The following is an 18,661-nucleotide window of genomic DNA, read 5'->3' on the forward strand; positions in this document are numbered from 1 at the left end:
TTGATAGCTCCCTTTGGGATGCAACACTTTTCGTACATGCCGAGTTTTGGCATCCTCGGCACCTATTCGCCGACACCATGCGGCCTGGCGACCTTTAGCGCAGCCCTGGCAGGCGGATTGACGGCCAGAGGCGCCAACGTCAATGTCGTGCGCATCGCCGACGGTGACGTCTCCGAGGAGCCCAACGTCGCCGGCGAGCTCGTCAACGGCTCGGCTTCGTCCGTAGAGGCAACCTTCGAGCTCCTCAACCAGAGCGACGTCGCCGTCATCCAGCACGAGTACGGCATCTATGGCGGTCCCGACGGAGACGAAGTCGTCCAGATCATGGCCGGATTGCGCGTCCCGTCGATCGTCGTCGTTCACACAGTGCTCAAACATCCGACACCACACCAACTTTCGGTGCTCGAATCGGTGATAGCATTGGCCGATCAAGTGATCGTGATGTCGGAGGTGGCCCGCCAACGCCTGTGCGCAGGCTTCGCCGTCGACCGCCACAAAATCACCATCATTCCGCACGGCGCGGCACTCCCCAGGACCAATGGTGTGCACCATCCCGACCGGTCGACCATGTTGACCTGGGGTCTGCTGGGACCGGGCAAGGGCATCGAGCGGGTCATCGACGCCATGGCTTCGCTCAAGAACCTGCCCAACCCGCCGCGGTACATCATCGCCGGCCGCACTCACCCCAAGGTCCTCGCCGCGCAGGGGGAAAGATATCGCGAAGCACTTGTCGCGCACGCGAAACGCCTCGGCGTCGCCGATTCGGTGTCCTTCGACGCCGTGTACCGCACCCCCGAAGAGCTCACCGCGCTCATCCAGACGGCTACCGTCGTCGTCCTGCCCTACGACTCGAAAGACCAGGTCACCTCCGGTGTGCTGGTCGACTCCGTCGCGAGTGGCCGCCCGATCGTCGCCACCGCCTTCCCGCACGCGGTCGAGCTCCTCGGCAGCGGCGCGGGCACCGTCGTTGCTCACGACGATCCCGACGCACTGGTCGCAGCGCTGCGCCGGCTGTTGACCGATCCGCACGTCGCCGAGTCCATGGCCGCCGAAGCCCGCGGACTGGCCCCGACGATCGCCTGGCCCGTCGTCGCCAACGCCTACGTCGGCGTGGCGCAACGGCTGCTGGCTACTCAGTCCGCGCTGACGTGACCGCCGCCGCGCCCACCCCGGTGTTCGCGCACCTGCTGCGAATGACGGACCATCGCGCCACCTTCGAGCACGCCTGCATGACCGTGCCCCGCCGTGAGCACGGGTACTGCACCGACGACATGGCCAGGGTGCTCGTCGTCACCACCCGCGAGCCCGACGCACCAGGTGCCGTGAACGGCCTCGCCCGCAAGGCCCTGCAGTTCTTGAACGACGCCCAGTCCTACAACGGCTCCTGCCGCAACCGGATGGACCACGCCGGACATTGGACCGACCAGCCCACCACAGACGACCACTGGGGCCGCTGCATCTGGGGGCTCGGCACCGCCGCCGCCCACAGCGACGTCAGCCTGGTGAGCCGACTGGCCGTGATTCAGTTCGAGCGCGCTGCAAAGGCCAGGTCACCGTGGCCGCGGGCGATGGCGTTCGCCGCCGTCGGCGCCGCCGAACTTCTCAGCTTCGAGCCCGGAAATTCCGCGGCCCTGCGACTCCTCACCGACTACGCCGCCACGGTCGCGAGACCCGAGACCAAGTCCGACTGGCCATGGCCCGAGCCAAGGCTCACCTACGCGAATGCGATTCTCCCCGAGGCGATGATCGCTGCCGGCGTCGCGCTGGACGACCCGGACCTGAAACAGCGTGGCCTGGATCTGCTCGAGTGGCTGCTCGACTACGAAACGATTGGCGGCCACCTGTCGCCCGCCCCCGTGGGCGGCCGGGGACCGCAGGACAGCCGGCCCGCCTTCGACCAGCAGCCGATCGAGGTGGCCACCCTCGCCGACGCCTGCGCACGCGCCGCAGCCGCCGATCCGCGGGCGCTCTGGCCGGATGGGATCCGGTCGGCCGCCGCCTGGTTCCAGGGCGCCAACGACTCCGGGTTGCTCATGTGGGACACGGAGACCGGTGGTGGTTTCGACGGGTTGCTCGCTGAGTGCGTCAACCTCAACCAGGGCGCCGAATCGACCCTCGCGGTGATCTCCACCCTGCAACACGCGCGGCGCTTTTCGCTAGTTCCACAATGACTTTGACGCGCACCGGGCTCGTCACCCGCGACCCTCAGCGGATCGCGGCCAACTCGGCGCGGGTGATCACCCGGCTCTTCGTGCCCGGCCTGGAGGGCTTCGAGCTTCAGGAGTCCCGAGCGGGAGTGGTACTCAAGCGCATCCTGGCGCTGACCGACGAAGACGTTCGGTCGGCCCTGGACGACATCATCATCCGCTTCGACAGTCGCCACCGTGACCTCGCGGGCACGTTCCGTCGGCACGCCCGCGAGCTCGCCGACCGCCTGGATCCCGACATCCACCTCTCCGATGAGCGAATGCTGTTGCTGGGAGCGACCTTTACCAGCGAGTACGCCATCGAGGGGGCGGCGCTGTGCAACCCCGGCATTGTGCCCCACCCCGACCAGACCGACGCGGCGGCAGGCAGCCTGCGATTCGTGATGAGCGTGCGCGGGATCGGGGAAGGACACCGCTCGTCCACCGGGTTCCGCACCGGTGTCGTCGACGCTGGGGGCCGGGTCACGATCGACGAGCCGACCCGCTTCGCCACCACTGGAAGCGCGTCGGGCGCGCTGCTCGAGACCGCGGTGTTCCGCGGCGAACTCGGCCGCATCGGGAATGCCGGCGAGGCCGCGAACTACGTCCTCGATGCGCTCGGCGACCGCTTCACGCGATCCGACCTCGACGCGCGACTCGACGATCTCCGGGCCTACCTAAGCACCCGCGAACACGGGGAGCGCGCGGTCGCCCTGATCCGTGCGATCGCCGATCGATCCTATGCCGTCGAATTCCCCAGCGAAGTATCGGTTTCCGAGCGTGTGCTGTGGCCTTCGATGGAGGCCGAGCATGCTGGCATGGAGGACGCCCGATTCGTCCGCTTCGTCGACGACGACGGCTCGGTCACCTACTACGCCACCTACACGGCTTACAGCGGATCCCACATCAGCCAACAACTGCTCAAGACCAAGGACTTCCAGTCCTTCACCTCCGGGCCGCTAGTCGGGAAGGCCGCGGCTAACAAAGGTTTGGCATTGTTCCCCCGACGAATACACGGTCGCTACGCCGCCATGTCGCGATCGGACCGCGAGACCAACAGCGTCGCCTTCGCCGACCATCTGGCGGTCTGGCCGAGCGCGTCGCCGTGCCAGCAGCCGGCCGAGGCATGGGAAGCGGTGCAACTCGGAAATTGCGGCCCGCCAATCGAAACCGACGCAGGGTGGCTAGTGCTCACGCACGGCGTCGGACCCATGCGCACGTATAGCATCGGCGCGATTCTGCTTGACCTCGACGATCCGACCCGGGTGCTCGGCCGGCTGCGACGCCCACTGCTGAGCCCCTCCCACGACGAACAGAACGGCTACGTGCCCAACGTCGTCTACTCCTGCGGCGCGCTCGTTCACGCCGACACCCTGGTGATCCCCTACGGAATCGCCGACGGCGCCATCGGCATCGCCACCGCGCCACTTCGGCAGCTGCTGGCCACGATCGTTCAGCAACCAGATCACCAGAGATGAGGTCACCATAAGCACGATGAGAAGGTCCAGCGACAGAACGCATAATCCGCTCGGTGAGTTCGTCCTGCACATGGGTGCGGGATTCGTCGCCAAGGAACGTCTGTACGTGCTGGAGGCGTTGGCTACGCTCGAGCCGCATCTGGGCCGGTGGAACCCGCTTGACATCAGCCTGGAAGTCTCGTTGCAGGATCGCGGCCGCAAGGAGCAGCGCGTCACGTTGCGAACCACCTTGCCTGGTCTCCCGCCGCTCGTGGCTGTCGCCGACAACCGCGACATCACGCGCGCCCTTCACGACGCCAAGCATGAGTTGATCCGGCAGCTCGAACACCAGAAGTCGGCGCGCGAACCCATGCACAATCGCAAACTCGGGCACGACACGATCCGCCACCCGGGCACCTCGGCGCAGGGACATCGCATCCCGCCTGCACCGTAGTCGCGCGAGTGTCGCCTGCTCCGTACGCGCAGGGTTGCAGTCACGCGCCGACGTGCTGCCGCGCGCCGGGCAGGGCTTCACCGTGACATCGCACCTGGGTGGGCGGAGCCCTCGGGGTGATGAGGCGAGATGCTCTCGGGCGGGGGGTATCGCCGACCCTGGGAAGCGCGCAGAATCAGAACAGAGTGCAGGAAGGAGTCGGCGATGAAAGCCAACGTAGGCGACTGGTTGGTGATCAAAGGCACGACAACCGAGCGCTCGGACCAGCGGGGGCTTATTACCGAGGTGCACTCTGCGGACGGCTCGCCTCCCTACGTAGTGCGGTGGCTCGCAACCGGGCATGTGGCTACGGTGGTTCCCGGCCCTGACGCCATTGTCGTGACGCCCGAGGAGCAGCAAGCAGCGGACAAGCGGGCACAGGAACGGGCCGCGCACCGCGGCACCAACGACTAGGTGCTGCGGCCCGCGTTATCCCCGCAGGCTGGTCTTGGTCGTGGGATGGGCGGTCGGGACAGCCCCGCTGGTTTGCTGCTGACCGGCTGACCGATGGTGCGGACGTTTCGTGGCGCGGCTTGACGTGGCTCTTGATAGAGCGAAGGCTGGTGCCACCATCCGATTAGGTAGCGACCCTTCGTCCGCCGTGGGGACTGGCGTCATGGCCACTACGCGAGCCATAGGACGCCTCATAAAAGCTATCCGCCCAACCACCACCGCTGTCCGTCCAGCACGGTTGTGCCGACGCGCTGCGCTCGTCACCACTGGCCTGATGCATTGGTCCCGCGTGGCCTCCCTTGTCGCTCCGGGCGCAATCGCGGTCGGTTACCTCGCCATTGGGATCGGATACCCCAGCATCGCCGGTGCCGACCCCAATAACGGGAACGGCCCAGGCGGCGAATGGGACATCGGCATATACGACAACTGCATGAAAAATCACCCGACCGCGGGATTAACCCTCGACGAGCAGTACGACCAGCAAAGGTTCTGCTGTGACACGTCGGGCGGAGTCTGGACATCCCACGGCTGCACGGCACCGGCGGGGCAAGCTAGCACACCGTACAACCCCGGGCACCCGCCCCAGCGAGTCTCACCGCCTAACATGCAGGCCCCTCCGGCCCCCGTGAATCCGACCGCCCCAGTAAATCCGGGTAAATCCGGGTAGCTCCCGCTAAGACGCCGACCGCCCCGCTCGCGTGCATCCGCCGTGCCAGCGCCGCCATGGACTTGTCGAGCGCCTTGGGCCGGGCCGATGTGCTGGATCCGTGCCGGTAGGACCTGGGTGTCTTGGGGCCGGGTCCACCGCGCGAGCAAGCGCTACTTTGGAGCTTATTCTCTTCAGCCACTCGTCGATGTGACCCATGGTTGTGGCTAGGGAAGCCCCAGAGAAGACCATGTGATCAGACTTGGGTATGTGGACGACGTCGGCGTGCCGATATTGAGCCGCTGTCTGGCGTAACACTCCTGCGGGCACGATCAAATCGCTTTCGCCACCTATCACTAAGACGGGCGCAGTCACAGCAGCGGCATCGACGCGCGTGGCCTTGGAAAGCCTGAGTAACGCGAGGAGCATCTCGCATTGCGCTCGCCCGGATTCGTAAACCAAGCCGTCATATATCTCGCGTGCGATGTCTTCAGGCTGGGTATTGGCGACCCATCGTCGAAATCGCTCGAACGGTGGGGGAGGTACCGGCTTGACCCAAGGACGCAATCGTAAGAACCACGGCGCCGACACCGCCTATTCGCAGGAGTCGAACCGGCGATGCCGGCGGCGGGGGCGGGACATGCCGCCACTAATCCGATGTGGCGGGTGCGTGCGGCGACCAGTTGTGCAAGCAGGCCGCCCATCGAGTGGCCGACCAACAACGGCGGACTTTCGAGCGAATTGACGAATGCCAGCAGGTCGTCGACGTAGTCCCGCAGGCTTAGGGACGCAATCTTCATGGCGCCCTCGTGGATCGGCAATTCGTGATGGCGCAGTGTCGGAGTATGCGCCGTGTAACCGCGCTCGTGGAATGCGGCGCGGACAGCGGCCAACTGTTCCCCGCGTGACCAGTTGCCGTGAATCAAGACAACATGCCGCGTTTCAGACATACCCAAGAGGATGGCATCGGTGATCACGCCATTCGCGCGCTTTCGCTGGATCCAAACCGCGAGGCGGGTTCTCGGAGTCATTTAGAAGCAGGGACTTCGATGACGCTTCTTCTTTCAACGACAGGTCGAGCCGTGCGGCGTCACGGGTGAGTGACGAGATACGTTTCGTTGTCCAAGTCGGCGGTGAGTTCTTCGACGTTGAAGGGTCGGTCGAGCCGGGCGTGCAACGCCTTCGGGTCGATCAGCATGCTGATCTCGGCCGTCTGCCGGGCGAACATTCGTCCGATGAGTGGATAGATTCGGCGCATGATCGCCCGCTCCCCGGCGGTGCAGCGCGATGCGCAGTAGCCGACGTGGCCGATCTCGTCGGTGAGGATCTCGCTGTACAGCAGTTCGATTCGCTCGGCGACTTCCGGTTCGTCGCTGAATAGATCTATGCCGATGCGGCGCAGTTCGTCGAACATGATGCAGCCCGCCATTTCGGCGGCGCCGACGAACAGGAAGCTCAGTCGTTCGGGGAGGAACACCCCGGTCTTGACGAACTGTCGCATCACGAATGGCGGGGGAACGACTTGGAAGGTCAGATCGAAGATGTCGAGGGCGTACGCGAGCAGCCGGGTGTGGTAGTGCTCTTCGAGTTCGAGGTAGACGTTCTCGGGTGGCACATCCTGACCGCTGTTGCGCCCATAGGTTTCGCCGAGCCCGACGCCGAACCGCTCCGCCTGATTCAGCTTGGCTGTCGCAAGCAGGAAAAGCATCTTCCGGTCTAGTCCGGCCTCCGGACGCCGGCGGCGCAGGTTGCGCAGGAACTTCTGTTGATCGATCGCGTGGGCCGACCGGACGGGGTTCGCTTCAAGTTGGTGGAAGAACTGCTCGCGATTCGCTAATCGTCTGTTGAGCAGGTCGGCTTCACCATCGCGCCTTGCCAGGAAATCCCGATAGCCCTGGATGCCCGTGCTGTTCATCGCTTCTCCATTCCGTTGACAATCGTTGACACGTAACGACTTAACAGCGCGGGATCGTGTGATCCGGTGGCCAGGAGGGCGAAGAGCCCGGTGAGAAAGAACACCGCAAGTTCCGTGGCGTCCGCGCCCGACGGGACTTGCCCCGCGTCCTGGGCCCGGGTGATCACACCCACTAGAAACGACGCGAGCGGGTGCTGGCCCAATTCATCTTCGACGGGACGCGACGACGAGAAATGCAGCCCGAGCATGTCGCGGAATACCGCTGCGCCCAAACGACTTTCGGCGTCCAGGACGTGAGCGACGACTTGCGAGAGTATCGACGCCAAATCGCCCTTGGCGTCGCCGAGTCGGCTGATGATTCGGGTCTCCTCGTCGCGCTCCAGCTCCGCGAGCACGTGCTCCTTTGTCGGGAAGTGGAAATAAAATGTTCCCCGTACCACGCCCGCCGCGGCTGCGATGGCGCTCACATCGGCGGCGGCCAACCCGCGCTGCGCGATTTCGGCCAGCGCGGCGTCGAACAGGCGCGCCCGGGTTTCGAGTCGCCGGGCCTCCCGAACGCCACCGGGCGGCGCCTCGGTCGTGGAGGAGGCGGGCGATGAACCCATGCACGCACCGTACGTCATTTCATTGACGACCGTCAATGACGTCCGTCAACGAGTCGCAGCGTGGAACGGCCTCGATTCACCTATTGGGTAAATCCGGGAGCCAGGAACCGCTGCAAGACCGTTCGTTCGACGCGGCTGTTCGCGAGTGGCCAGTAGGCCAGGGATAACACCACGCGCACGATCCACTGTGCCGCCTCGGGGTCGTCGGTGATTCCGGTGAGTTCCGCGGCGAGGTGACTAAGCACCGGCGAGGAATGCAACTCGCCCAAATCTGGGGAACTGCCCGGGCTGAGCATCAGTCGCCGTAGCGGATCCGACCTAATCTGTTCGAGCGCCACGGTGACGGCGGTGATGACGCGTTCGGGGCCGGTCAGCCCGTCCACGGCACGCCGAACTGTCTCGATGATCCCCGCTGACAGGCGGATCAGCACCGCGTCTCGGATCTGGGCTTTGCCGCCTGCATAGCGATAAATGGTGGCTCTTGAGCAGTGGACCCGCGCGGCCAGCGTGTCGATGTCGAAGGCGTCCAACCCTTCGCGCACTACCAGTTCGGTCGCGGCGGCGTAGATGCGATCAGCCGCCGCTGCCCGGCGGTCGCCACCGACGACCCAATCGTCGCGAACCACAGGCCTTCACCCCCTTGAGTCGTTGAACGGATATCTTCTCAGCTCTGAGACGAGATTAGCGACATGTTTCAGCATCGGCGCAGGTGAGTCGCCCTCGCTGAGACGTTGTCGTCGCGACGCGGCGGGCCGGGGTTGCAACTTCGGGAAAGTCCATTGACGCTGCGCGCCTTCGCCGTTCAGCGTTGAGGAATGACATCGATCGATGGCGGTCTCGGCCTGGCGCTGTTCGACGACGAGTTCATCCAGAACCCGTATCGGCTCTACCAACAGATGCACGAGGCCGGCCATGTCCATCGCATCGGCGATTCGGGCTTCTACGCCGTGAGCAGTTGGGAAGCCGTGAACGAGGCGGTCAAACGCTGCGCCGACTTCTCGTCGAACCTGACCGCGACCATGATGTATCAGCCCGGCGGCGCCGTCACCGCTTTCCACATCGGGGAAATCGGAGGCCCCACTCAGGCGTTGGCGACCGCTGACGAGCCAGCGCATTCCGCGCATCGCAGGGCGCTGTTGCCGCAGCTTGCGGCCAAACGCATCCGCGCCGTTCAGCCATTTATCGCCGACACCGCTGCCCGCATCTGGAACACCCGCGCGCGAGACGGGGCCATCGAATGGATGAGCGCGATGGCCAACCGGCTACCCATGATGATCGTCGGGAGAATCATCGGTGTTCCCGACGCCGACATCGACAAGCTCATCCAGTGGGGTTACTCCGCAACCCAAGTAGTCGAAGGGTTGGTCACCCAGGATCAGATGGATGCGGCCGGCGTCGCAGTGATGGAACTCAGCGGCTACATCACCGAGCAGTTCCGGCACGCGGCAACCGACCCACAAGACAATCTGCTGGGCGATCTCGCCACCGCCTGCGCCTCCGGCGAGCTGGACGACTTGGCGGCACTCGCAATGATGATCACCCTGTTCAGCGCCGGCGGTGAGTCCACAGCTTCCCTTATTGGTTCTGCCGCATGGATTTTGGCGACGCGGCCGGATATCCAACGCCAAGTGCGCGATCAGCCCGAGCTGCTCGGGACGTTCCTGGAAGAGGTGCTGCGCTACGAACCGCCCTTCCGGGGTCACTACAGGCACGTTCTCAACGACACCGAGCTCGGCGGCATCGAATTGCCGGCGGGTTCGCGGCTACTTCTGTTGTGGGGAGCGGCCAATCGCGACCCCTCACACTTCGACACTCCCGAAGAGTTTCGACTCGAACGCCCAGCGGCCAAGGGCCACATCAGCTTCGGCAAGGGAATCCACTTCTGTGTCGGAGCGGCGCTCGCACGATTGGAGGCGAACATTGTGCTGGGCCAGCTCCTCGAGCGGACCTCAAACGTCACGGCCGCCGATGTAGGGAAGTGGCTGCCCAGTCTGCTGGTGCGGCGGCTCGAACGCCTGGAACTCGCGTACGCGTAAGCGTCGCTAGTCCGTCCTTGCAGCGAGCGCCGGGCTTATCCAGCGAAGGAGGTAGGCCGCGGTTGCGCACCTCTTGACGCGGGTACTGATCCGTGCGACAAGCCATGAAACGAAAGGACCGAATGGCGACGCCCGAGGACAACGCGACCGACGGCCTATTGCAGGAACTGCTGTGCGCCTACGGGCCGTGCGGCCAGGAAGCCGAGGTGCGCGCGGTGTGTGCCCGCGAATTGCAGCCAGTTGTCGACGACATGTGGACCGACGACGCCGGCAATCTGATCGGGTACATCGCCGCCGACCCGCCGGCCGACGACGCCGGGCGCGGCCACCGTCACCGGGTCTCCTCGGCGGCCGAACCCGGCGTCGCGACGCGGGTCATGGCGCACATGGACGAACTGTCCATGCTGGTCAAGCGGGTGGAACCGGACGGCACGCTGCACCTGACGCAGCTGGGGACGATGTATCCCGGCAACTTCGGCCTGGGCCCGGTCGCCGTCCTGGGCGAGCACGAGACGCTGACCGCGGTGCTCACGCTCGGCTCCGAGCACACCACCCAGGAGAGCCAGCGGATCTGGCAGACGAAGCCCGACCAGGGTGATCGCGCGCTGGACTGGGACCACGTGTACGTCTTCACCGGCCTCAGCCCCGACGAGTTGGAGACCGCTGGGGTGCGCCCGGGCACCCGGGTGTGCGTCGACCGCAGCAAGCGGACGTTGGTCGAGGTCGGCGACTACCTGGGCTGCTACTTCCTCGACGACCGCGCCGCGGTGACCGCCCTGCTGCGCGCGGCTGTCCTGCTGCGCGAGCGCGGCCAGCGACCCGTCGACGACGTGTACCTCGTGTTCACCACCAACGAGGAGATCGGCGGGGTGGGGGGCACCTACGCCAGCGGGTCGCTGCCTGGCACCCTTACCCTCGCGCTGGAGGTCGGGCCCACCGAGCGCGAGTACGGCACCCGCGTCAGCGGCGGGCCGATAGTCGGCTACAGCGACGCGTTGTGCGTCTACGACAAAGGCGTCGCCGACCGGCTGATGAGCATGGCCACCGAACAAGGCCTCTCGCCGCAGGGGGCCGTGCTGGGCGCCTTCGAATCCGACGCGTCACACTCGAAGGCCAACGGGGTGACGCCGCGCGCGGGTCTGCTGTGCCTGCCCACGCTGAGCACCCACGGTTACGAAGTCGTGCGCCGCGGCGCGATCGGCGACATGGCGGCGATCATCGTCGAGTTCGTAATGCAGCCCGGTGCGCATACGCGCGGCGAAGATTAATGCGGTCCCAAAAATTGCCTGAACATTGCCTAAGAGGCGCGTGGCGGCACCGGGCGCGTCGGAATGCCGGTCCTACGGTCGATGGATGAACGTTGACTACTACCTGCAAAAGGTGCCGGTTGAGTCGGTGCGGCCAGGGTTTTCGCTTGCCGTCGATCAGGGCGGTGACTACCGCCTGTTCAAGGTCGAATGCACGCAGATGACACAGCGCAGCGGTCAGCCGGTGATGTTCACGCTCACGTCCGAGCCCTCAGAGCCGTTCGACGGCGGCGATCCCTGGGTCCTGGAGTGCGAGGCGGGTACGCCGGTCGTCCGGGTGCTCGGCGTCTGCAAGGCGGCCTCCTAGTCCTGTTCGGGCTTTGCCGCGGCGACGAACTGCAGCGCGCGCTGCGTCTGCTGCTCGACGTCGACCAGCCCGGCCGACGAGAACAGGTCGACGAAGGCGTGCCGGTCGAACATGGTGAGCCCGATGACGTGGGCGCCGGCGGCCATCGCATACCGGATCGCAGGCATGTCCGGGGTGTAACTGGTGAGGACCGCGATGCGGCCCCCGGGCTTGAGCACCCGCACCATTTCGCGGGCCACCCCGAACGGCTCGGGCATCAGGTACAGCGCGCCGAAGCAGCAGACCGCGTCGAATGTCGCGTCGGCGAACGGCAGCATGCGGGCGTCGCCGCGGACATAGCAGGTGCGCGGGGTGCTGTTGTCCAGGACGGCGCGCGTCAGCATCGGTTCGGAGATGTCGAAACCGACGGCGAGGCCGCCGTCCGGTAGTTGTTCTGCCAGCGATCCGGTGAAATTGCCTGGGCCGCAGGCGACGTCGAGCAACCGCGCCGCGGTGGACAGTCGCAGCGCCGATGCCGCGCGCCGCTGCTCGGCGCCGGTGGTGACGCCGCTGGCCGCGTAGAACGCGGCCGGGCGCCACAGCCGCTCGTAGACCGTCGCGACGAGGGGGCTGTTCATGGCGCGCTGCGCGACCGTCGGGGCCGGAGAACCCGTCGATTCGCCCAATACGTCGAGGAAACCGTGCCGCAGCGCAGCGGGCTCGGTGAGCAGACCACGGGTCAATTCGACTGCATCCTGGCTCATTTCATCGCTTTCGTATAGGCGTGGGCGTGTTGGCATAATCCGGAGGTGAATCCCGATTTTTCTGCCGATCCGGCTGCTACGCTAGGGCTCTTCGCGAGAGGCGATGCAGTGGGGCCTCACGCAGGCAACGGATGGGGTTAGCACGTGACGCACATTTCCCTGACGATCGCGGGACGCGCGTCGGCCGGCTGAGCGGATTGCGTCGACAGTGAATTCTTTGCCCCGGCCCCGAATCCGCGCACGTGCACCGCTGCGGATCTCGTTCGCGGGGGGCGGCACCGACGTGCCGCCGTTCCCGGCCACCGAAGGCGGCTGCGTCCTCTCCGCCACCATCGACCGCTACGCACAGGGGTCGCTCACCCCGCGCACCGATCGGATGGTCACGATCGAGTCGGTGGACTTCAAGACCACCCACGAGATGACGCTCGACAGCGAGATTCTCTACGACGGCAGCCTGGATCTGATCAAGGCCGCCGTGCGCCGTTTCGGCAGGGAGGGCACGGACGGCTACGACCTGGTGCTGCGTTCGAGCGCTCCGCCGGGCTCGGGGCTGGGCTCGTCGTCGACGATGATGGTTGCGCTCACGGGCCTGCTCGCCGAGCACTACGGCGTGCCGATGGGCGAGTACGAGACGGCACAGCTGGCCTGCGCCATCGAGCGTGAGGACCTGGGCATCACGGGTGGCATGCAGGACCTGTACGCGGCGACGTTCGGGGGATTCAACTTCATCGAGTTCACCGACCGCGTGATCGTCAACCCGTTGCGCATCCGCGAGGAGACTGCGTTCGAGCTCGAACTGAGCCTGCTGCTTTGCTTTACGGGCATCACGCGGGACTCCGCGCGAGTGATCGAGGATCAAACGCGGCGCGCCACCACCGGCGCGGGCGACACCCTGGCGGGGCTCCGGGCTCAAAAGGAGCTGGCGGTCGCGATGAAGGCCGCCCTCCTGACGAACAAGCTGAACGAGTTCGGTGTCCTGCTGGGCGAGGCGTGGACTCAGAAGAAACGCATGTCGCCGTACATCACGAATGAGCGCATCGACGAACTGTACGACCTGGCCCTGAAAAACGGCGCACTCGGCGGCAAGCTCACCGGGGCAGGCGGCGGCGGCTACATCCTGCTGTTCTGCGACTTCGCGAAGAAGCACCGCCTCATCGAGGGCCTCGAGTCGGCCGGGGCCACCATCACTGAATTCGCCTTCGAAAGCAAAGGATTGACCACATGGCAGGCATGAGCGCCTCGGATGTCGTCACGCCAAGCGTCGAGTTGGTCCAGGCGCGATTGGCGGACACGATCGCGGTCAAGCAGCAGATGCTGTCGGGCGCAATCGCCGAGCAGACCGTCGAGATTGCGCGACTGATGATCGAGGCGCTGCGCGCCGGGGGAAAGGTGATCTTCTTCGGCAACGGCGGCTCCGCGCAGGACGCGGGGCACCTGGCCGCAGAGCTGATGGGCCGCTTCGCTTTTGACCGCCCGGGTCTTGCCGCGATCAGCCTGCCGGACGCCACGGCCGCGATGACGGCGATCGGCAACGACTACTCCTACGACGAGGTGTTTGCCCGCCAGGTGCTAGCCGCCGGCCGTGCGGGAGATGTCGTGGTCGGCCTCACCACGTCGGGCAACTCACCGAATGTCGTCCGCGCGCTCGATGCGGCCGCTGCCGCGGGGATGACGACGGTCGCGCTCACCGGTGCGCGCGGGGGGAAGGTGGCCGACGTCGCCGAGTTCTGCATCCGGGTACCGAGTGACAACACCGGGCGGGTCCAGGAGGCCTGCCTGCACCTGGGCCACTCGATCTGCGAGATGGTCGAAGCGGCGCTGTTTCCCCGGCCCTCCTGAGACCGCCCCGGCCATGCCCGACCTGCGGAATGTCCGCACCGTCTTCCTGGACCGGGACGGGACCATCAACGTCAAGGCCGCCGACGGCGAGTACGTCAGGTCACCCGAGGAACTGGTGCTCTTGCCCGGCGCGGCGCAGGCGGTGGCCGCCCTGAACGCGGCGGGCCTGCGCACCGTCCTGGTGACCAATCAGCGTTGGATGTCCGAACCGGCCGCGGACGCGGCGCATTTCGCGGCCATCCACGACCGTCTGGAACAGCTCTTGGCGGACGAAGGCGCCCGCCTCGATGCCGCATACCACTGCCCGCACGCGGCGGCCAGCTGCGACTGTCGCAAGCCTGAAGCGGGCATGTTGGTGCGCGCGGCGCGGGAGCACGGCTTCGCTCTGGACGAATCGGTGATGATCGGCGACAGCGAAACCGACATGGAGGCGGGCCGAGCGGCCGGCACGGCGACGGTCCTGCTGCGCGCCGGTGACGGAGAGGCGGTCGGTGCCGACGCCGTCGTCGACGACCTCGCCGCCGCCGTGCGGCTCATCCTGAAGGCGAAGGAATCTAGTTTCGCGTAAACCGTTGCGCCACCGAGCGAATCACCAACGCCAGCGCGAACGGTAGATCGTCCCGCAGGTACCTGCGGGCAAGCCGCCGCGGCTCGAGCGCCAGCCGGTGCACCCACTCCAATCCCAGCCGTTGCAGCACGGGGGACGCCCGGCGGACGACACCGGCAGTCATCGCGATGCCGCCACCACAGGCCAGGCACCAGGCATTGGGCAGTTCTTGGCGCACCAGTTCGATCAGGCGTTCCTGCCTGGGGAAGCCCAACCCCACGAAAACCAGATCGGGTGCGGCGGCCGCAACGGCGGCGACCGCCCGCCGCGCCCCTTCCTCCGTCTGGTCGAAGCCGAATTCGGGCGAGCACGTGCCGGCGATGCGCAGGTTGGCGGAACGCGCCACCAGCGCCTCGGCCGCCCGCTCCGGCACCCCCTCGGCGCCGCCGAGGAGATACACCGACTTCCCCTCGGCGGCCGCCGCGGCACTCAACGGAAAGATCAACGACGAGCCGGCCACGCGCTCCGGCAGCCGGTCACCCTTGGCCCGCGCCGCCCACACCAGCGGCATCCCGTCGGCGACGACCAGCGATGCCCGGGCGATCAGATCGGCGAGTTCCGGGCCGCGAGCGGCCGCCCGGGCCACATCGACGTTCACCGGCACGATCGAGCCGCCCCGGCCGGCGGCCCAGGCCGCGCGCACGGCCTCGACGACCTGCTCCTCGGTGAGAGCGTCGAACCAGAGACCGCCCACCTGAACCTTGCGCGGGCCCGCGCCTGCCAGCCTCGGTGAACTTCGGCGGCCTGCGCTCACCCGATCATCATGCCCCGCGGCATCGCCCTCGCGAAGGGCCAGCGCGCGCATCCTTGCCGCAGCCGGAACCCAGCCCATAACCTGGGCAACATCCGACCGCGGCCGGGATTGTCGGGCCTGGCGCGGTAGACGACGGCAACGCAGGCGGGCAGGTCATGGCACAGCGGCGGTCACCGCGACGCGCAGACCCACGCCGCGATGGGGTGATCGGCGGGCTATCGCAGTGGCCTTGACCGGCGCGCGAGCGGACGAGCTGGCGACGATGGACATCTTCGAGGGATGTCCCACCTCCGATCTCGTACCGTTGGCCGCCTCTCTGCAACCGCTGAGCGCCGCGGCCGGCCAAGTGCTGATGAAGCAGGGCGAGGAGGCGGTCTCGTTCCTGCTCATTTCGTCGGGCATCGTCGAGATCACCCATGTCGGCGACGACGGCTTGATCATCGACGAACGCGCATTCCCGGGCATGCTCATCGGAGAGATCGCCCTGCTGCGCCACATCCCGCGGACCGCGACGGTCACCACGGCCGGACCGCTGACCGGTTGGATCGGCGACAACGACGCCTTCGTCCGCATGGTCCACATACCCGGGGTCATGGAGCGGCTGCTGCGCATGGTGCGCCAGCGTCTCGCCGGGTTCATCACGCCGATCCCGATCCGGGTCCGTGATGGAACAGACCTGATGCTGCGACCGGTGTTGCCCGGTGACAGCGAACGAACCGTGCACGGGCACATCCAATTCTCCAGCGAGACGCTGTATCGGCGGTTCATGACGCCGCGCCTTCCCACCCCGGCGTTGATGCACTACCTCTCGGAGGTCGACTACGTCGATCACTTCGTCTGGGTTGTGATCGACGGCGGCGACCCGGTGGCCGACGCGCGCTTCGTGCGCGACGAAGGCGACCGCAGCGTCGCCGAGATCGCATTCACCGTCGCCGACGCCTACCAAGGCCGGGGGATCGGCACCTTCCTGATCAGCGCGCTGTCCATCGCCGCCCGCGTCGCCGGAGTCGAAAGATTCTCCGCGCGAATGCTTTCCGATAACCTGCCGATGCGCACCATCATGGACCACCACGGGGCGATCTGGCAGCGCGAAGACGTCGGCATCATCACCACCGTCATCGACGTGCCCCACCGGCGCGACCATCGGTTTCGGCGCGACGTGGCCGCCCAGATCGAGCACGTCGCCCGCCAGATGATCGAGGTGGTCGGCTGACCCCGCACGTTGTGCTATGAACGGGCATGCGGCCGTTCCGGATTGGCCCGGTGACAACTCCCGCGCTCACGTTGCTGGTGGCCGCGTGCGCCCATGCACCGGCACCCGCACCGTCACCGGCGCCCACGAAGGCGCCACCGCCGACGGCGGTCAACCCGGCCAACATCAAGCGGGTGGTTCGCGAGCTGCCCCCCGGTTACGAGGCGACCACGGGCATCCCCAGCGGAGCCTCCCCGAGAGTGATCTGGAGCCTTGGGCCCGAGGCGTTGGACGGCAAGGCGAGGCCGCCGCAATGCGGGACGCTTGCCGACCCCGGGAATGGACGCGACCAGTCGGCGCAGGGCGTGTCCGGGTCGGGCAGCGGCGGCATCATCGACGCCGTGGTGGTGGCTTTGCCGGGGCCGGTGGACCTGCCCGACGACGTCGTCGCCGCGTGTGGCCAGTGGACCATGACCGCCGGCCGCACCACGGCGAGCGTGCACCTCACCGACGCCCCGCATATCGATGGCGCCCAAACCCTCGGCATGGTGGCCGACATCAAGTCGTCCGTCGAGTCGGGCACCGAGATAGATTCGCGCACATACACCTTCACCGCTTACCTGGGCAACTTTTACGCGTTCACCACGCTGACCACCGATCCGGGTTCGGTGGTGCCCGCATTGCCACCGCAATTCGCCGCCGATCTGCTCGTCAAAACGGTGTCCACGTTGCGCAGCTGACGCATCGGGCTTGGGTAGATTAGCCACGATGTTCAAGGTGGCGTTCACAGTCGCGGCGGTGGGTGTGCTCGCCGGTTGCTCATCGGGGGCGACTACCTCGGGGAAAGTCGACATCAAGAAGGTTGCCGACGTGAAGTCGAGCTTCGGGCCGGACTTCAAGGTCACCGACATCGGTGAACGGGGGATCGATCCGAAGGTGCTGTCCGGACGCAAGCTCCCCGAAGGGCTGACGTTCGACCCCGCCAACTGCGCGAAGGCGGCGACGGGGCCGGAAATGCCACCGGACCTGCAGGGCAATATGGCCGCGGTCTCCGCCGAGGGCAAGGGCAACCGGTTCGTGGTCATCGCCGTCGAGACCTCAAAAACCTTGCCTTTCAACGACCCCGGTAAGGACTGCGCCAAGATCGCGTTCTCCGGCCCGCAATTGCGGGGCGGCATGGAGGTGGTCGACGCGCCGCAGATCGACGGAACCCGCACGCTCGGGGTTCATCGCGTCCTGCAGGCGCTGGTCGCGGGCGGCCCCCGAACGGGCGAACTCTACGACTATTCCGCCCAATTCGGCGATTACCAGGTGATCGTCACGGCCAACCCGCTGGTGATCCCCGGGCAGCCGGTCGCGCCGGTCGATACGCAACGCGCCCGCGACTTGCTCGTCAGCGCGGTGAAGGCGGTCCGCAGCTAGTCCTAGCGCACGCCGCGCGGGCGGAACTGAATGCTGATGCGCGGGCCCACCGGTGCCGACGTCTTGGGCACGGCATGCTCCCAGGTGCGTTGGCACGATCCGCCCATCACCAGCAGATCCCCGTGCGCCTGCGGCAGCCGCAACGACGGGCCGCCGCCGCGCCGGCGCATGGCGAAGGTGCGGGTGGCGCCCAGGCTGATGATCGCCACCATGGTGTCCGCCGAGCTGCTGCGGCCGATGGTGTCGCCATGCCAGGCGACGCTGTCGGAGCCGTCGCGGTAACAACACAATCCGACGGTGGTGAAGGGCTCGCCCAGCTCGCCGGCGTAGATGTCGTTGAGCCGGCGCCGCAGCCGGGCCAGCAGCGGATGCGGCGGGTCGTCGACGGTGAGGTCGTGAAAGCTCACCAGCCGCGGCACGTCGACCACGCGGTCATACATCTGGCGACGTTCCTCGCGCCAGGGCACGGTCGAGAGCAGGGCTTCGAGCAACTCTTCGGCATCGGTGAGCCAGCCGGCACGGATTTCGATAAAGGCGCCGTCACCGAGTTGTCTGCGCTCGGTGTGCTGGAACAGGGAGCCTTGTACCGCCATCTGCACGGCGCCTAGTCTATCGCACATCCGTACTGCTTATCTGCTTAAGTGGACTAGCGGCCTAGAATTCTCCAAATATGTTGCTAGGCAAGGCTTCTAAAGCAAA

The 18,661-nt window shown here is 66.6% G+C and carries 22 protein-coding genes; 14 read left to right on the forward strand and 8 right to left on the reverse strand.

The window, feature by feature from the left end; all coding sequences use genetic code 11:
• Positions 1-18 precede the first annotated feature (18 nt).
• The 5 genes from AWC17_RS00015 to AWC17_RS00035 all read left to right on the forward strand — a co-directional run bounded on the left by AWC17_RS00015 (position 19) and on the right by AWC17_RS00035 (position 4,550).
• The gene (locus tag AWC17_RS00015) at positions 19-1,152 is read left to right on the forward strand and encodes a glycosyltransferase (protein WP_046183712.1); all 1,134 of its coding nucleotides are present in this window, start codon (positions 19-21) and stop codon (positions 1,150-1,152) included.
• Entirely contained in the window at positions 1,149-2,171 is a 1,023-nt protein-coding gene (locus AWC17_RS00020) for a hypothetical protein (protein WP_047323777.1), read from the forward strand. The genes AWC17_RS00015 and AWC17_RS00020 overlap by 4 nt, the downstream gene beginning before the upstream one ends.
• Positions 2,168-3,664, forward strand: a complete 1,497-nt coding sequence (locus tag AWC17_RS00025; RefSeq protein ID WP_046183710.1) for a glycoside hydrolase family 130 protein — start codon at positions 2,168-2,170, stop codon at positions 3,662-3,664. The genes AWC17_RS00020 and AWC17_RS00025 overlap by 4 nt, the downstream gene beginning before the upstream one ends.
• 16 nt (positions 3,665-3,680) lie before the next feature.
• Positions 3,681-4,097, forward strand: coding sequence for a hypothetical protein (locus AWC17_RS33190; RefSeq protein WP_231588555.1), 417 nt, complete (start codon positions 3,681-3,683; stop codon positions 4,095-4,097).
• A 204-nt stretch (positions 4,098-4,301) separates the two neighbouring features.
• A complete protein-coding gene (locus tag AWC17_RS00035) occupies positions 4,302-4,550 on the forward strand; it encodes a DUF1918 domain-containing protein (RefSeq protein WP_046183709.1) in 249 nt (82 codons plus the stop codon).
• A 712-nt stretch (positions 4,551-5,262) separates the two neighbouring features.
• Here the strand turns inward: AWC17_RS00035 and AWC17_RS33950 are convergent.
• The 5 genes from AWC17_RS33950 to AWC17_RS00055 form a co-directional block, all read right to left on the reverse strand.
• A complete protein-coding gene (locus tag AWC17_RS33950) occupies positions 5,263-5,664 on the reverse strand; it encodes an alpha/beta hydrolase (RefSeq protein ID WP_331458347.1) in 402 nt (133 codons plus the stop codon).
• Positions 5,607-6,212: an alpha/beta hydrolase gene (locus AWC17_RS33195; protein WP_231588554.1), complete on the reverse strand. Its 606-nt coding sequence runs from the start codon at positions 6,210-6,212 to the stop codon at positions 5,607-5,609. Before AWC17_RS33195 ends, AWC17_RS33950 begins: the two co-directional genes overlap by 58 nt.
• Positions 6,213-6,325: 113 nt before the next feature.
• Positions 6,326-7,150, reverse strand: coding sequence for a hypothetical protein (locus tag AWC17_RS00045; protein ID WP_046183708.1), 825 nt, complete (start codon positions 7,148-7,150; stop codon positions 6,326-6,328).
• A complete protein-coding gene (locus AWC17_RS00050; RefSeq protein WP_046183717.1) occupies positions 7,147-7,755 on the reverse strand; it encodes a TetR/AcrR family transcriptional regulator in 609 nt (202 codons plus the stop codon). Before AWC17_RS00050 ends, AWC17_RS00045 begins: the two co-directional genes overlap by 4 nt.
• 80 nt (positions 7,756-7,835) lie before the next feature.
• Positions 7,836-8,381 (reverse strand): TetR/AcrR family transcriptional regulator, encoded by a 546-nt coding sequence (locus AWC17_RS00055; RefSeq protein WP_046183707.1) that lies wholly within the window; start codon positions 8,379-8,381, stop codon positions 7,836-7,838.
• Between the two features lie 189 nt (positions 8,382-8,570).
• On the opposite strand from AWC17_RS00055, the gene AWC17_RS00060 reads away from it, so the two are divergent.
• The 3 genes from AWC17_RS00060 (at position 8,571) to AWC17_RS00070 (ending at position 11,405) form a co-directional block, all read left to right on the forward strand.
• The gene (locus AWC17_RS00060; protein WP_046183706.1) at positions 8,571-9,791 is read left to right on the forward strand and encodes a cytochrome P450; all 1,221 of its coding nucleotides are present in this window, start codon (positions 8,571-8,573) and stop codon (positions 9,789-9,791) included.
• Between the two features lie 104 nt (positions 9,792-9,895).
• On the forward strand, positions 9,896-11,059 hold the full coding sequence (locus AWC17_RS00065; RefSeq protein ID WP_372517406.1) for a peptidase M42: 1,164 nt from the start codon (positions 9,896-9,898) through the stop codon (positions 11,057-11,059).
• An 85-nt stretch (positions 11,060-11,144) separates the two neighbouring features.
• Positions 11,145-11,405 (forward strand): hypothetical protein, encoded by a 261-nt coding sequence (locus tag AWC17_RS00070; RefSeq protein WP_046183704.1) that lies wholly within the window; start codon positions 11,145-11,147, stop codon positions 11,403-11,405.
• Here AWC17_RS00070 and AWC17_RS00075 read toward each other — a convergent pair.
• Positions 11,402-12,148, reverse strand: a complete 747-nt coding sequence (locus AWC17_RS00075; protein WP_046183703.1) for a class I SAM-dependent methyltransferase — start codon at positions 12,146-12,148, stop codon at positions 11,402-11,404. The genes AWC17_RS00070 and AWC17_RS00075 overlap by 4 nt on opposite strands.
• A 217-nt stretch (positions 12,149-12,365) precedes the next feature.
• Between AWC17_RS00075 and AWC17_RS00080 the strand changes: the two genes are divergently transcribed.
• Genes AWC17_RS00080 through AWC17_RS00090 form a run of 3 tightly spaced genes read left to right on the forward strand, consistent with a single transcriptional unit; the run spans position 12,366 to position 14,555 of the window.
• Complete coding sequence (locus AWC17_RS00080; RefSeq protein ID WP_046183716.1) at positions 12,366-13,382, forward strand: GHMP family kinase ATP-binding protein; 1,017 nt, start codon at positions 12,366-12,368, stop codon at positions 13,380-13,382.
• A complete protein-coding gene (locus AWC17_RS00085; protein WP_197083397.1) occupies positions 13,370-13,987 on the forward strand; it encodes a D-sedoheptulose-7-phosphate isomerase in 618 nt (205 codons plus the stop codon). Before AWC17_RS00080 ends, AWC17_RS00085 begins: the two co-directional genes overlap by 13 nt.
• 13 nt (positions 13,988-14,000) lie before the next feature.
• A complete protein-coding gene (locus AWC17_RS00090) occupies positions 14,001-14,555 on the forward strand; it encodes a D-glycero-alpha-D-manno-heptose-1,7-bisphosphate 7-phosphatase (RefSeq protein WP_046183701.1) in 555 nt (184 codons plus the stop codon).
• Here the strand turns inward: AWC17_RS00090 and AWC17_RS00095 are convergent.
• Entirely contained in the window at positions 14,542-15,288 is a 747-nt protein-coding gene (locus AWC17_RS00095; RefSeq protein ID WP_231614288.1) for a WecB/TagA/CpsF family glycosyltransferase, read from the reverse strand. The two genes, AWC17_RS00090 and AWC17_RS00095, sit on opposite strands and share 14 nt — an antisense overlap.
• Before the next feature lie 322 nt (positions 15,289-15,610).
• Between AWC17_RS00095 and AWC17_RS00100 the strand changes: the two genes are divergently transcribed.
• The 3 genes from AWC17_RS00100 to AWC17_RS00110 are packed head-to-tail and all read left to right on the forward strand — an operon-like array spanning position 15,611 to position 17,962.
• Positions 15,611-16,561 (forward strand): GNAT family N-acetyltransferase, encoded by a 951-nt coding sequence (locus AWC17_RS00100; protein ID WP_046186876.1) that lies wholly within the window; start codon positions 15,611-15,613, stop codon positions 16,559-16,561.
• A 26-nt stretch (positions 16,562-16,587) separates the two neighbouring features.
• On the forward strand, positions 16,588-17,280 hold the full coding sequence (locus AWC17_RS00105; protein WP_046186873.1) for a DUF5642 family protein: 693 nt from the start codon (positions 16,588-16,590) through the stop codon (positions 17,278-17,280).
• A gap of 28 nt (positions 17,281-17,308) precedes the next feature.
• The gene (locus tag AWC17_RS00110) at positions 17,309-17,962 is read left to right on the forward strand and encodes a DUF5642 family protein (protein ID WP_046186874.1); all 654 of its coding nucleotides are present in this window, start codon (positions 17,309-17,311) and stop codon (positions 17,960-17,962) included.
• 2 nt (positions 17,963-17,964) lie between these two features.
• Here the strand turns inward: AWC17_RS00110 and AWC17_RS00115 are convergent, their stop codons facing one another.
• The gene (locus tag AWC17_RS00115) at positions 17,965-18,561 is read right to left on the reverse strand and encodes an alpha-ketoglutarate-dependent dioxygenase AlkB (protein ID WP_197083515.1); all 597 of its coding nucleotides are present in this window, start codon (positions 18,559-18,561) and stop codon (positions 17,965-17,967) included.
• Between the last annotated feature and the right edge of the window lie 100 nt (positions 18,562-18,661).

The organism is Mycobacterium nebraskense (assembly GCF_002102255.1).
GTDB lineage: Bacteria > Actinomycetota > Actinomycetes > Mycobacteriales > Mycobacteriaceae > Mycobacterium > Mycobacterium nebraskense.

Bases quoted from the DNA above. Each gene is read 5' to 3' on its own strand.
- AWC17_RS00015 (WP_046183712.1), top strand. From the start codon at position 19: ATGCAACACTTTTCGTACATGCCGAGTTTTGGCATCCTCGGCACCTAT.
- AWC17_RS00025 (WP_046183710.1), top strand. From the start codon at position 2,168: ATGACTTTGACGCGCACCGGGCTCGTCACCCGCGACCCTCAGCGGATC.
- AWC17_RS33190 (WP_231588555.1), top strand. From the start codon at position 3,681: ATGAGAAGGTCCAGCGACAGAACGCATAATCCGCTCGGTGAGTTCGTC.
- AWC17_RS00035 (WP_046183709.1), top strand. From the start codon at position 4,302: ATGAAAGCCAACGTAGGCGACTGGTTGGTGATCAAAGGCACGACAACC.
- AWC17_RS33950 (WP_331458347.1), bottom strand. From the start codon at position 5,664: ATGCTCCTCGCGTTACTCAGGCTTTCCAAGGCCACGCGCGTCGATGCC.
- AWC17_RS00045 (WP_046183708.1), bottom strand. From the start codon at position 7,150: ATGAACAGCACGGGCATCCAGGGCTATCGGGATTTCCTGGCAAGGCGC.
- AWC17_RS00050 (WP_046183717.1), bottom strand. From the start codon at position 7,755: ATGGGTTCATCGCCCGCCTCCTCCACGACCGAGGCGCCGCCCGGTGGC.
- AWC17_RS00060 (WP_046183706.1), top strand. From the start codon at position 8,571: ATGACATCGATCGATGGCGGTCTCGGCCTGGCGCTGTTCGACGACGAG.
- AWC17_RS00065 (WP_372517406.1), top strand. From the start codon at position 9,896: ATGAAACGAAAGGACCGAATGGCGACGCCCGAGGACAACGCGACCGAC.
- AWC17_RS00070 (WP_046183704.1), top strand. From the start codon at position 11,145: ATGAACGTTGACTACTACCTGCAAAAGGTGCCGGTTGAGTCGGTGCGG.
- AWC17_RS00075 (WP_046183703.1), bottom strand. From the start codon at position 12,148: ATGAGCCAGGATGCAGTCGAATTGACCCGTGGTCTGCTCACCGAGCCC.
- AWC17_RS00085 (WP_197083397.1), top strand. From the start codon at position 13,370: ATGGCAGGCATGAGCGCCTCGGATGTCGTCACGCCAAGCGTCGAGTTG.
- AWC17_RS00090 (WP_046183701.1), top strand. From the start codon at position 14,001: ATGCCCGACCTGCGGAATGTCCGCACCGTCTTCCTGGACCGGGACGGG.
- AWC17_RS00100 (WP_046186876.1), top strand. From the start codon at position 15,611: ATGGACATCTTCGAGGGATGTCCCACCTCCGATCTCGTACCGTTGGCC.
- AWC17_RS00105 (WP_046186873.1), top strand. From the start codon at position 16,588: ATGCGGCCGTTCCGGATTGGCCCGGTGACAACTCCCGCGCTCACGTTG.
- AWC17_RS00110 (WP_046186874.1), top strand. From the start codon at position 17,309: ATGTTCAAGGTGGCGTTCACAGTCGCGGCGGTGGGTGTGCTCGCCGGT.